General features: G+C 63.9%; 11 protein-coding genes. 9 read left to right on the top strand and 2 right to left on the bottom strand.

Going from position 1 to position 12,375, the window contains the following annotated elements:
* Window positions 1-141 precede the first annotated feature (141 nt).
* The 8 genes from argC (at window position 142) to ACMT3I_RS12525 (ending at window position 8,854) form a co-directional block, all read left to right on the top strand.
* Window positions 142-1,185 (top strand): N-acetyl-gamma-glutamyl-phosphate reductase, encoded by a 1,044-nt coding sequence (gene argC / locus ACMT3I_RS12560; RefSeq protein ID WP_414804846.1) that lies wholly within the window; start codon window positions 142-144, stop codon window positions 1,183-1,185.
* A gap of 71 nt (window positions 1,186-1,256) precedes the next feature.
* Window positions 1,257-2,435 carry a bifunctional glutamate N-acetyltransferase/amino-acid acetyltransferase ArgJ gene (gene argJ, locus ACMT3I_RS12555; protein ID WP_414804845.1) on the top strand — a complete coding sequence of 393 codons (1,179 nt, stop codon included), beginning with the start codon at window positions 1,257-1,259 and terminating at the stop codon, window positions 2,433-2,435.
* A complete protein-coding gene (argB, locus tag ACMT3I_RS12550) occupies window positions 2,432-3,346 on the top strand; it encodes an acetylglutamate kinase (RefSeq protein ID WP_414804844.1) in 915 nt (304 codons plus the stop codon). Before argJ ends, argB begins: the two co-directional genes overlap by 4 nt.
* Window positions 3,343-4,521: an acetylornithine transaminase gene (locus ACMT3I_RS12545; RefSeq protein WP_414804843.1), complete on the top strand. Its 1,179-nt coding sequence runs from the start codon at window positions 3,343-3,345 to the stop codon at window positions 4,519-4,521. Before argB ends, ACMT3I_RS12545 begins: the two co-directional genes overlap by 4 nt.
* Window positions 4,522-4,557: 36 nt before the next feature.
* Window positions 4,558-5,505: an ornithine carbamoyltransferase gene (argF, locus tag ACMT3I_RS12540; protein ID WP_414804842.1), complete on the top strand. Its 948-nt coding sequence runs from the start codon at window positions 4,558-4,560 to the stop codon at window positions 5,503-5,505.
* 87 nt (window positions 5,506-5,592) lie between these two features.
* On the top strand, window positions 5,593-6,792 hold the full coding sequence (locus tag ACMT3I_RS12535; RefSeq protein ID WP_414804841.1) for an argininosuccinate synthase: 1,200 nt from the start codon (window positions 5,593-5,595) through the stop codon (window positions 6,790-6,792).
* An 8-nt stretch (window positions 6,793-6,800) separates the two neighbouring features.
* Window positions 6,801-8,249: an argininosuccinate lyase gene (gene argH / locus ACMT3I_RS12530; protein WP_414804840.1), complete on the top strand. Its 1,449-nt coding sequence runs from the start codon at window positions 6,801-6,803 to the stop codon at window positions 8,247-8,249.
* Complete coding sequence (locus tag ACMT3I_RS12525; RefSeq protein ID WP_414804839.1) at window positions 8,246-8,854, top strand: DNA-3-methyladenine glycosylase; 609 nt, start codon at window positions 8,246-8,248, stop codon at window positions 8,852-8,854. The genes argH and ACMT3I_RS12525 overlap by 4 nt, the downstream gene beginning before the upstream one ends.
* A gap of 38 nt (window positions 8,855-8,892) precedes the next feature.
* Here the strand turns inward: ACMT3I_RS12525 and ACMT3I_RS12520 are convergent, their stop codons facing one another.
* Window positions 8,893-9,519, bottom strand: a complete 627-nt coding sequence (locus ACMT3I_RS12520; protein ID WP_414804838.1) for a hypothetical protein — start codon at window positions 9,517-9,519, stop codon at window positions 8,893-8,895.
* Between the two features lie 4 nt (window positions 9,520-9,523).
* On the bottom strand, window positions 9,524-10,159 hold the full coding sequence (locus ACMT3I_RS12515) for a sigma factor-like helix-turn-helix DNA-binding protein (protein WP_414804837.1): 636 nt from the start codon (window positions 10,157-10,159) through the stop codon (window positions 9,524-9,526).
* 153 nt (window positions 10,160-10,312) lie between these two features.
* Between ACMT3I_RS12515 and tyrS the strand changes: the two genes are divergently transcribed.
* Complete coding sequence (gene tyrS, locus ACMT3I_RS12510) at window positions 10,313-11,614, top strand: tyrosine--tRNA ligase (protein WP_414804836.1); 1,302 nt, start codon at window positions 10,313-10,315, stop codon at window positions 11,612-11,614.
* Window positions 11,615-12,375 lie beyond the last annotated feature (761 nt).

Here is a 12,375-nt window from a genome sequence, read left to right as displayed (position 1 = left end):
GCCCGTTTCAGCCGCTTTTCTGGGCTGAAACGGGCATTCTTGCGTCTGTGGACGCACGTTCGGCGCTTGCAGCCCCTCAGCTGAGCGACGGATGCGAGCCGGCTGGGAGCGTGCTGCGTGACCAGCGGGTAGATTTGTCCTATGGGTTTTTCGGTAGCAGTCGTTGGCGCAAGTGGGTATGCGGGAGGCGAGCTGCTGCGCTTGCTTGCTGATCACCCCGAACTCGACGTGACGACGGTCACCGCTCACAGCAACGCGGGGCAGCGTCTTGTCGACGTGCAGCCGCATCTGCGCTCGCTCGCGCACCTCACACTTACCGACACGACTCCCGAGGTTCTGGCCGGCCACGACGTGGTCTTTTTCGCTTTGCCGCACGGCAAATCCGGCGAGCTGACGGCCACGCTGTCACCCGATACCCTCGTCGTCGATTGCGGAGCAGACCACCGCTTGGAGAGCGAATCCGACTGGGCAGCTTTCTATGGCGGCGACTACTTCGGCGCATGGACCTATGGCGTGCCCGAGCTTCAGGTCGGTGACCAGAAGCAGCGGGACCGTCTGATCGGCGCCAAGCGGATCGCGGCGCCTGGCTGTAACGCAAGCACCGTCGCCCTCGCCCTCGCACCTGGTATCAATGCCGGCGTCATCGAGGAGCGCGACCTCGTCGCCGTACTAGCCGTCGGACCCTCCGGTGCAGGCAAGAGCCTCAAGGTGAACAACCTGGCCAGCGAGATCCTCGGCTCGGCCAACCCGTACGCCGTCGGGGGAGTGCACCGCCACATCCCCGAGATCCAACAGAGCCTGCGCTGGGCAGGAGCCACGTCGCCCACCATCTCGTTCACCCCGGTGATCGTGCCGATGTCGCGGGGCATCCTCGCCACCTCAACCGCGCGTCTGGTGCCCGGTACCACCGCGAGCCAGGTTCGCGATGCCTGGGAGGCCGCCTACGAGGGTGAGCGATTCGTGCAGTTACTGCCCGAGGGCCACTTCCCGCGAACCTCAGATGTGCAGGGCGCCAATACCGCACTGATCGGTCTTGCCGTTGATGAAGCCGCGGGTCGCGTCGTGACGATCACCGCTGTCGACAACCTGGTCAAGGGCACGGCCGGTGCAGCGATCCAGTCGACCAACATCGCACTCGGACTTCCCGAATCGACGGGCCTCGGGGTCAACGGCGTTGCCCCGTAACCCACCGGTTCGCTAACACCAGAACTTACCCACCGCCGCATCTGAATCACCATTGTGAATGGAGTTATCCCGTGAGTGTGACCGCACCAGCCGGTTTCGTCGCCGCCGGAACCGAAGCCGGACTCAAGAAGTCGGGTGGCCTCGACTTGGCACTCGTGCAGAACCTCGGCCCGCTGACCGCGGCCGCCACGGTGTTCACCAGCAACCGATGCCAGGCGAATCCGGTGCTGTGGAGCAAACAGGTCATGACCGATGGCGTCGTCAGCGCCATCGTCCTCAACTCGGGTGGAGCCAACTGCTACACGGGCACCCAGGGATTTCAGACCACGCACGCCACCGCTGAACTGGTGGGAGAGAAACTGGGTGTGTCGTCCGGCGACGTGCTCGTCTGTTCAACCGGCCTCATCGGTGAGCAGCTCGACCTTGAGAAGCTGACAGTCGGCATCCTGGCCGCGACCGATTCTTTCGCTGCCGACCAGAGCGCTGCTGCCTCCCCGGAGGCTGGCCTGGCCGCCGCGCAGGCCATCATGACCACGGACACCCGGCCAAAGCAGGCGACGCACCGCGCTCCTGAAGGCTGGACCATCGGCGGCATGGCCAAGGGCGCAGGAATGCTGGCCCCCGGCCTGGCCACCATGCTCGTTGTCATCACGACCGACGCCGTGCTGACATCCGCTCAGCTCGATGTCGCGCTTCGCCAGGCGACGCGTGTCACCTTTGACCGCCTCGATTCAGACGGCTGCATGTCGACGAACGACACCGTCAGTCTGCTGGCGTCTGGAGCGAGCGAGATTGAGGCCGACCTCACCGCGTTCACCGAAGCACTCACCGCGCTCTGCGCCGATCTCACCCTTCAGCTGCAGGGCGATGCCGAAGGCGCAGCCCACGACGTCGCGATCCAGGTGCTGAACGCGGCAACCGAAGACGAGGCTGTGACCGTCGCCCGCGCCGTCTCACGCAGCAACCTCTTCAAGGCGGCCATCTACGGCAACGACCCCAACTGGGGCCGCGTGCTCGCCGCCGTCGGAACAACGGATGCCCGATTCGACCCGTACGGCATCGACGTCGCCATCAACGGGGTGCAGGTCTGCACCGCCGGCGAACCAGATCAGCCGCGCGAGCTCGTTGACCTGAAGCCGCGGGCCGTGACCGTCACGATCGACCTGCACGCGGGAGCCGAGACGGCCACGATCTGGACCAACGACCTCACGCACGACTACGTCGAAGAGAACAGCGCGTATTCAAGTTGAGCGAGAACGCCGCGGCGGAGCTGCCGGAGAATACCCAGGCCGAAGCAGGCATCAAGGCTGCGACCCTCATCGAGGCGCTGCCCTGGCTGAAGCGCTTCCACGACCAGATCGTCGTCGTGAAGTTCGGCGGCAACGCGATGGTCAGCGAAGAGCTACAGCGTGCGTTCGCTGAAGACATGGTCTACCTGCGCTACGCCGGCATCCGTCCGGTCGTCGTGCACGGCGGTGGCCCGCAGATTTCGGCAATGCTTGACCGTCTGGGAATTGAAAGCGAATTTCGCGGTGGCTACCGGGTGACAACCCCTGAGGCGATGGATGTCGTCCGCATGGTGCTCACCGGCCAGATCAACCGCGACCTCGTCAGCCACATCAACGAACACGGACCGCTTGCTGCTGGCCTCTCCGGCGAAGACGCCGGTTTGTTCCGTGGCCGTCGCCGTGGCGTCGTCATCGACGGCGAAGAAGTCGACCTCGGTCTCGTCGGTGACGTCATCGGCGTCGATCCCGAGGCGGTGCATGCCCAGCTTGACGCCGGTCGCATCCCGGTTGTCTCGTCGATCGCGCCGGATTCTGACACCCCGGGCCAATCGCTCAATATCAATGCGGATGCCGCGGCCGCCGCGCTGGCCATCGCCCTGAATGCGGCCAAGCTCGTCATCCTCACCGATGTCGCCGGCCTGTATAGCGACTGGCCGAATCGCGATTCCCTCGTGTCGGTCATCAACGTCGATCAGCTCACCGGGCTGTTGCCGACACTCGAATCTGGCATGATCCCCAAAATGACCGCCTGTCTGGACGCCGTCCAGGGTGGGGTGGCGAAAGCCGCAATCATCGACGGTCGAGTGCCGCACTCGATCCTTCTCGAAATTTTCACGCAGAGCGGCATTGGCACGGAGGTAGTACCCGCATGACCACCTGGCAGGATCGATACAGTGCAGCCATGATGGGCACACTCAGCACCCCGCTCGCTCTGCTTGAGCGCGGCGAAGGTTGCTACGTCTGGGATGACGCCGGAAAGCAGTACCTCGACTTTCTGTCGGGCATCGCGGTTAACTCTCTCGGCCACGCGCACCCGGCGATTGTCGGTGCGGTCACCACTCAGATCAACGCGCTCGCTCACGTCTCCAACTATTTCGCCACCGTCCCGCAGATCGAGCTGGCCGAACGTCTGAAGCGCATCACTGGTGCAGGCGACGCCGGCCGGGTGTACTTCTGCAACTCGGGCGCCGAGGCGAATGAGGCAGCGTTCAAACTGTCACGCCTCAACAAGGGTGATGGGTCTCGTACCCGCGTGCTCGCCCTGACCGATGCATTCCACGGCCGCACCATGGGCGCGCTGGCGCTCACCGGCAAGCCGCACATGCGCGAACCGTTTGAGCCCGTCGCTGGGGGAGTCGAACACATCGACAGCACCATCGAAGCGCTGGAAGCAGCGATGGATCACACCGTTGCCGCCCTCTTCCTCGAACCGATCAAGGGCGAAGCCGGCGTACTTGAGCTGCCTGACGGCTATGTGGCTCGCGCCCGCGAGCTCTGCACGGAGTTCGGCGCGCTGCTCATCCTCGACGAAATCCAAACCGGCGTTGGGCGCACGGGTCGCTGGTTCGCTTACGAATACGCCGGAATCGTTCCGGATGCCCTCACCCTGGCCAAGGGGCTGGGCGGCGGCGTCCCGATCGGCGCGCTTGTCACGTTCGGTGCGGCATCCAACCTGTTCACCCGCGGACAGCACGGTTCGACCTACGGCGGCAACCCGCTGGTCACCGCGACCTCAAACGCCGTCCTCTCCGTGATCGAAGACGAGAACCTGGTCGACAACGCCGAACGTCGTGGTGCCGAGCTGCGCGCGATCATCGAGGGCTTCGATTCTCCACTCATCGACGAGGTGCGTGGCCTCGGACTCCTGATCGGAATCGGCCTGGCCGAACCCGTTGCACTCAAGCTGGCAGCAGCCGCGATGGATGCCGGCCTGATCGTCAACGCCGCAAACGAATCTACAATCCGAATCGCGCCGCCGCTGATCATCGGAGACGACGAGGTGGCGGAGTTCTCGCGGCGATTCGGGGCAGCTATCGCCAGCCTTTAGACTTGATTCACCCATACTCAAAGCGAAAGTGATACCGTGACCCGCCATTTCCTGCGCGACGATGACCTCTCTCCAGCCGAACAGGCCGAGATCCTCGATCTGGCATTGGAACTGAAGCGAGACCGATTCCAGGCAAAGCCCCTCGCCGGTCCTCAGACCGTCGCGGTTATCTTCGACAAGTCATCAACTCGCACCCGTCTCTCCTTCGCCGTCGGCATCGCCGATTTGGGTGGCAGCCCGCTCATCATCACGACGGCGAACAGCCAGTTAGGTGGCAAAGAGACGGCCGCTGACACCGCCAGGGTGATGGAACGCCAGGTGGCTGCGATCGTCTGGCGCACCTTCGCGCAGTCAGGCCTCGAAGAAATGGCCAAGGGCACCACAGTGCCTGTAGTCAACGCCCTGTCAGACGAGTTCCACCCGTGCCAGCTGCTTGCCGACCTGCTCACCATCCGCGAGCACCGCGGGGAGCTGGCCGGCCTCACCCTCACCTTCCTGGGTGACGGCGCCTGCAACATGGCGCACTCCTACCTGCTGGCCGGTGCAACCGCCGGCATGCACGTGCGGATCGCGGCCCCTGCCGAGTACGCCCCGGATGCTCAGGTCGTCGCGGATGCCGCAGCAATCGCCGCGCAGACCGGTGGCTCCGTCGCTGTCTTTACTGACCCGCTCGACGCCGTAGCCGGCGTCGACATCGTGGTCACCGACACCTGGGTGTCGATGGGCAAGGAAGACGAAAAGGCCGAACGCCTCGTCACTTTCGGCGCGTACCGCGTCGACCAGAAGTTGATGACAGAGGCCAAGCCCGACGCCCTGTTCATGCACTGCCTCCCGGCCGACCGTGGCTACGAGGTCACGGCCGAGGTCATCGATGGCCCGCAGAGCATCATCTGGGACGAGGCGGAAAACCGCCTGCACGCCCAGAAGGCGCTGCTTGTCTGGCTGTTGAAGCAGAATGCGGCCACCGCCGCTGTACACAGCTAACCGTTTCCACAGCTCTCGCAGCACCCCACACAATCTGCCCATCAGGGGCACCCACACTTCAGAATCAAAGAATCAAGGAGAGAATCCATGGCTGAACGCATCGTCCTCGCTTACTCGGGCGGACTCGATACCTCTGTCGGCATCGGCTGGCTCAAGGACGCAACGGGCAAAGAGGTTGTCGCCCTCGCCGTTGACGTCGGACAGGGTGGCGAGAACATGGATGACATCCGTCAGCGCGCACTTGACTGCGGCGCTGTCGAGTCAATCGTCATCGACGCCAAGAACGAATTCGCTGACGACTACATCGTTCCGGCGCTGAAGGCCAACGCGCTGTACCAGAAGCGTTACCCACTGGTTTCGGCGCTGAGCCGTCCGCTGATCGCGAAGTACCTGGCTTCCACCGCCAAGGAGCTCGGCGCCGATTCAGTCGCCCACGGTTGCACCGGTAAGGGCAACGACCAGGTGCGCTTCGAGTCAGCTGTTGCAGCCCTCGCCCCCGACCTGACCAGCATCGCGCCGGTGCGCGACCTCGCTCTCACCCGCGACAAGGCGATCGTTTACGCCGAGCAGCACAACCTGCCGATCCAGCAGTCGAAGAAGAACCCTTACTCGATCGACAAGAACGTCTGGGGACGCGCTGTCGAAACCGGCTTCCTCGAAGACCCGTGGAACGCTCCGATTGAAGACCTGTACGAGTACACCCAGGACCCGAGCGTGCACCGCGAGGCCGACGAGGTCGTCATCACGTTCGACCAGGGTGTTCCTGTCGCCATCGACGGTGTGGCACACACGCCGCTCGAAATGGTTGTCGCCATGAACGCACTGGCAGGCAAGCACGGCGTCGGTCGCATCGACATGGTCGAAGACCGCCTGATCGGCATCAAGAGCCGCGAGGTGTACGAGGCTCCGGCCGGCATCGCGCTGATCGCAGCCCACGAAGAGCTGGAGAACCTCACCCTGGAGCGCGACCAGAACCGCTACAAGCGCACCATCGAGTCCAAGTGGTCTGAGCTCGTCTACGACGGCCTGTGGTTCTCTGGCCTCAAGCGCTCACTCGATGCTTTCATCGACCACTCGCAGAAGTACGTCTCAGGCGACATCCGCCTGAAGCTGCAGGGCGGCACCGCTGTTGTCACCGGTCGCAAGTCGGCCCAGAGCCTGTACGACTTCAGTCTTGCCACCTACGACACCGGCGACACCTTCGACCAGTCACTGGCCAAGGGTTTCATCGATCTGTGGTCGCTGCCGAGCAAGATCTCAGCACGTCGCGACCTCGCAAGCGAGTAGGACGTTTCGTGTCTGATAACTCAGCCGTGAACCGCGCTGGCGAAGCGGGTGCCCTCTGGGGTGGCCGCTTCGCCGGCGGGCCGTCGCCCGAGCTGGCCAGGCTCAGCAAGTCGACTCACTTCGACTGGCAGTTGGCCGAATACGACATCCGTGGATCGCGCGCGCACGCGAAGGCACTGGCAGCAGCCGGCTACCTGGATGCAGCGGAACTGACAGCGATGCTCGGCGCGCTCGACACCCTCGAGCAGGCAGTGCTTGACGGTCGGTTCACGCCGGCCGTCAGCGATGAAGACGTGCACTCCGCGCTCGAGCGAGGCCTCATCGACATCGCGGGCGCTGAGCTCGGCGGCAAGCTTCGTGCAGGCCGCAGCCGCAACGACCAGATCGCCACGCTGATCCGGATGTTGCTGCGTGACCACGCCTCCACCATCTCGGCGCTGGTGATCGACCTGATCGATGCCTTGGCCGCACAGGCCGAGGCGCACGCCGACGCCATCATGCCCGGCCGCACACACCTGCAGCACGCCCAGCCTGTTTTGCTCGCGCACCACCTGCTCGCGCACTGCTGGCCACTGGTTCGCGACTTGGAGCGCTTCGCCGACTGGTCGAAGCGCGCTGACTTCTCGCCGTATGGCTCCGGTGCGCTGGCCGGTAACACGCTGGGCCTCGACGCCCGACTTGTTGCTGCAGAGCTCGGGTTCGGTGCCGTTGTCGAAAACTCGATCGACGGCACGTCGAGCCGCGACCTGACCGCAGAGTTTACGTACATCACGGCTCAGCTGGGTATCGACATCTCGCGCCTGGCCGAAGAGATCATCCTGTGGAACACGAAGGAATTCGGGTTCATCACGATTGACGACGCCTACTCAACGGGCTCATCGATCATGCCGCAGAAGAAGAACCCGGATATCGCCGAGCTCGCTCGAGGTAAGTCGGGGCGCCTGATCGGCAACCTGTCCGGTCTGCTTGCAACCCTCAAGGGTCTGCCTCTGGCGTACAACCGCGACCTGCAGGAAGACAAGGAGCCGGTCTTCGATTCGATCGAGACTCTCGAAGTTCTGCTGCCCGCGTTCACCGGCATGATCTCGACGCTGCGCTTCCACACCGAGCGCATGGCAGAGCTGGCCCCGCAGGGCTTCTCGCTGGCAACGGATGTCGCTGAGTGGCTGGTCAAGCAGCACGTCACCTTCCGTGACGCCCACGAGATCACCGGCGCGCTGGTCAAGTACGCCGAGGATCACGATCTCGAACTGCACGAGGTGGACGACGAGGCACTTGCCACGCTGTCACCGCACCTCACGCCGACGGTACGTGAGGTCCTCACGATCCGCGGATCGGTGGAGGCCAGAGACGGCCAGGGTGGAACCGCCCCCGTACGTGTCGCCGAGCAGCGCGCTGTTCTCGTTGAGCGCGTACGCGGACTCGCCAGCACCTTGGCGAACACCCTCACGAAATGAGTTTCGAGCGGGGTGAGTTCGAGCGGTCATCGCTCGAACTTGCCCCGTTTGTTCTTGGGGGGATCTTCAGCCACGACGGCGTATCGATTCGCGTCACCGAGGTCGAGGCCTATATCGGGGACGGCGCAGATCCCGGCTCGCACGCGTTTCGCGGACGCACGCGGCGAAACGCGAGCATGTACGGCGAGCCCGGTCATCTGTATGCCTACTTCACGTATGGCATGCACACCTGCGCCAACATGGTCTGCTCCCCGGCCAGCGTTGCGTCAGGGCTGCTGCTCCGCGGCGGCGAGGTCGTCGACGGCCTCGATCTGGCCAGGCGACGGCGCACCACATCGCGCTCCGACCATGATCTGGCCCGGGGCCCTGCGAGACTCACGATTGCGCTCGGAATCACGCTGGCCGATGACGGCGCCGATCTGAACGCGCCGCCGTTCGACTTCACCTTTCCCGATAAGCAGGTCGACTACGTCACCGGGCCACGCACCGGTGTCAGTGGACCCGGGGGAGGGCCGGAGTTCCCGTGGCGATTCTGGATCCCGGGGGAGCCATCGGTGTCGCCGTATCGCAAGAGCACACCGAAACGCTCGACGACGACTCTCTGATCTGCCACGCTTCGCTCGGGCGGAGATAGATCTCCTGATTAGGAAATCGCGACCTGCACGAGTGCTGCACAGGCGCATGCCCAGATCAGGCTGGCGAAGGTGCCGATGATGAATCGCTCGCGGGATTCGGGTGCCGACAACTCGGTGAAGCGACCGACGCCCTTGATCGCGACGACGATGGCGATGCCCTCGGGAAATCCGAGCAGGATCGAACCCGCGACGGCGAAGCGTTCGAGGAATCCGATGGTGAGTCCTCCGCGCAATACCTCATGCACCGCCGGTGCCGCACTCTGGTCTGACGCGGAGTCGGGAGATGCTGCCTGCACTGGCTCCGCCCCGTTCGCAACAAGGATTCCACCGTTTTGACCCTGCGCTGAGTTCTTCATGGCGAGGTCCAACGCGAGCACAGCCATGGGTGCTCCGCCGATGACGGCCAGTGCGATCGAGACCAGGCCGAGCATGACGGCGAACGCGGGAGGTGTGGCAACCGACGGAACAGCCGCGATGAACAGTGCGGCAGCCAAGGTTCCCGCAGAGGCGATAGCAAATGCTCTCTTCTGCAGTCGGTAGGCGAGCACCGCGAACACGAGGGATCCGACGGTGACCATCAGCAGCAGGAACCAGTAGAGGTACATCACGATGCTGCCGGAGTCTGAATAAGTCATGGGTTCAGTCTTTCATCTCGCGTGTTGCGCGTTCGAGGGACTCCATGAGCCTAACGAGTGCAGGTCGGGCCGACTCTTCGACTCTCCAGAGCGATGTCTTCAGGCGCTGACTCACTGCCCCGGTCGAAATGCCGAGCCGCGCAGCGATCTCGACTTGGCTGAGCCCAGCGCCGAGGAGGTCGATGACCTCCCAGCCTTCTGCGGTTCGGCGCTGGCGGATGGCGAGCGTCAGGGTGATGAGTGCTTCAAGCTCGTCGGCGTTGATCGACGTATCGGGCATGCCATTGGGATGCGGTGGCACGTCGAGCGCAAAGCGCGCATCCGCTTTCTTTGAACGGATGACAGCGTCACGCGCTGCGATGAACGCCTCGCCGGCCGACTGCCGAGTCGACGCGGCGAGTGGGGTGCGTACCTGACCGAGTCCGAGGCCGGTGTTCCACGAGCCAGTGCGGTGGATCAGCAGGATGACGCCAAGCGTTGAGGCGGCGTCGGTCAGGATGATCTGGATCTCATCTCCGGCCGTCTGGTCAGCGGGCAGCGCGAACGAATGACCGTACTCGTTCTGAAGTGCGGCAAGCAGCTCGCCCGCCCTGTCGCGATCGTTGCGGCTGTTGATCTGGTCTGCGGTAACGACGTACATATGTTCAGGCTCCGTCCTGCATCAATCCTAATTCAGGCTACAACCTAAATCAACCTCTATTCAGGTTCAGTCCTTAACTCAATGGGGCGCCCGTCAGGCGGTGAGCGTGTTCTGGCGCCACTGGGGCAGCGCGCCGCTGGTAATCTGGGCAGCGTGTCTGACCCCGTAATCATCGCCCAGCAGTCCAACGACCCCGCCTTCGATAGCGTGTGGGACGAAATCACCTGGCGCGGCCTCGTGCACGTCTCCACTGACGCCGCCGAGCTTCGCGAGTTGCTCGCGGGGGAGCCGATCACCTATTACTGCGGGTTCGACCCGACAGCTCCCAGCCTGCACCTCGGCAACCTGGTGCAGCTGTTGCTTATGCGCCGCCTGCAGCTTGCTGGCCACCACCCGCTCGGTCTTGTCGGTGGATCGACCGGCCTGATCGGGGATCCGCGCCCGAGTGCTGAGCGCACCCTCAACACGAAGGACACCGTCGCAGAGTGGGTGGGCTACCTGCAGTCGCAGGTCTCGCGCTTCCTCAGCTCAGAGGGAAAGAACGCGGTCACCCTCGTCAACAACCTTGACTGGACCGCGCCGTTGTCTGCCATCGACTTCCTGCGCGACGTCGGAAAGTACTTCCGTGTCGGCACGATGCTCAAGAAGGATGCCGTTAGCGCCAGGCTCAACTCCGACGCCGGCATCAGCTACACCGAGTTCAGCTACCAGGTTCTGCAGGGTCTCGACTTCCTCGAGCTTTACCGCACCTACGGCTGCGTGTTGCAGACCGGTGGCAGCGACCAGTGGGGCAACCTGACCAGTGGCACCGACCTCATCCGTCGTGCTGAAGGTACCGGCGTGCACGCTATCGGCACCCCGCTCATCACCAACAGTGACGGCACCAAGTTCGGTAAGAGCGAGGGCAACGCCATCTGGCTGGATGACGCGCTCACCAGCCCGTACGCCTTCTACCAGTTCTGGCTCAATACCGACGACAACGACGTGATCCCGCGTCTCAAGGTCTTCACGTTCCTCACCAAAGCTGAGATCGAACGCCTCGAAGCGCTGGTGGCCAGCGAGCCGTTCCGTCGCGAGGCGCAGCGCACTCTCGCCTGGGAGGTCACGAGCCTGGTGCACGGTGCCGACGCGACGAACGCCGCAATCAATGCAGCCCAGGCCCTTTTCGGTCAGGGCGAACTGAGCGAGCTCGACCAGTCGACTCTTGAAGCTGCACTGCGCGAGTTGCCGAATACCACCACTGCGCCGCACGCGCCGATCGCCCAGCTGCTGGTCGACACCGGACTGACCTCGAGCTTGAGCGAAGCCCGCCGTTCGATCGCCCAGGGCGGGGTCTACCTGAACAACGTCAAGGTGGAGTCCGACGCCGCAACCGTAGAAGGCTCTGTGCTTCCTGGTGGATTCGCTGTGCTGCGTCGCGGCAAGAAGACTCTCGCTGGCATCTTCATCGAGTAGTACACGCTTACCCAGCACTGAATTGCTCCACCCGACCCAAGCGTCGCCGTTTCAACGGTGGCGCTTGGGTCGTTTAACGTGCGGTCAGCGGATGGGCTTTCTCCGATGGTCGAGGAGCACCCGCCGGCGGGTGGCTTTCTCCGATGGTCGAGGAGCACCCGCCCGCGGGTGGACTTTCCGCATTTGCATCAGCTCTCGCATCAACTCTTGCACCTGTACGCGCATCTGCATGCGCACCTCCGCGCACCTGTACGCGCATCTGCATCTGCATCTGCATCTGCATCTGCATCTGCATCTGCATCTGCATCTGCGTTCGCGGCCCCGGCGCGGGATATTCCGGCTGGCGCGGGATGTTTCCCGCGCGTGCGGGAATTCCGCGCGCCCAGTTGGCATAGCGGCGTCCACCAGGCACCAATTTCCCGGCAGCCTGGCCGAATCACGGCGAAAGATCACCCGACCGGGCAACGAACGTCGAGTTGCGCGGGTTGAAGGCCGCAACGCACATGCTGCAGGTGCCGCGTAGCTGCGTTCAACCCGCGTTTGGATCTCGCTGTATGGGCGGTCCAATCGTCCGCGAGTCAGGTTTCGAGGGATCCAGGGCTACAGATCCGCGGGAATTCAACGGCGGCAAGCTCGACACGCCCGGGGTGTGGCGTGCTTTTGACGGCCTCGCGGGTTGGCCGTAATGTATCTATACGTACCCCAAAGGTGCGGGTGAGCGGATCAGCTCCCCGGCCTCAAGCGGGACCAAATCCCAAGCT

The sequence above is a fragment of the Leifsonia sp. A12D58 genome (genome assembly GCF_047530025.1).
Lineage (GTDB): Bacteria > Actinomycetota > Actinomycetes > Actinomycetales > Microbacteriaceae > Cryobacterium.
Note: the sequence above shows the minus strand (reverse complement) of the source record. Positions and strands in the feature narration are given on the sequence as shown.

Excerpts from the sequence above, each read along its gene's own strand:
- ACMT3I_RS12535 (WP_414804841.1), top strand. The coding sequence starts at position 5,593 with ATGGCTGAACGCATCGTCCTCGCTTACTCGGGCGGACTCGATACCTCT.
- ACMT3I_RS12525 (WP_414804839.1), top strand. The coding sequence starts at position 8,246 with ATGAGTTTCGAGCGGGGTGAGTTCGAGCGGTCATCGCTCGAACTTGCC.
- ACMT3I_RS12520 (WP_414804838.1), bottom strand. The coding sequence starts at position 9,519 with ATGACTTATTCAGACTCCGGCAGCATCGTGATGTACCTCTACTGGTTC.
- argC (WP_414804846.1), top strand. The coding sequence starts at position 142 with ATGGGTTTTTCGGTAGCAGTCGTTGGCGCAAGTGGGTATGCGGGAGGC.
- ACMT3I_RS12545 (WP_414804843.1), top strand. The coding sequence starts at position 3,343 with ATGACCACCTGGCAGGATCGATACAGTGCAGCCATGATGGGCACACTC.
- ACMT3I_RS12515 (WP_414804837.1), bottom strand. The coding sequence starts at position 10,159 with ATGTACGTCGTTACCGCAGACCAGATCAACAGCCGCAACGATCGCGAC.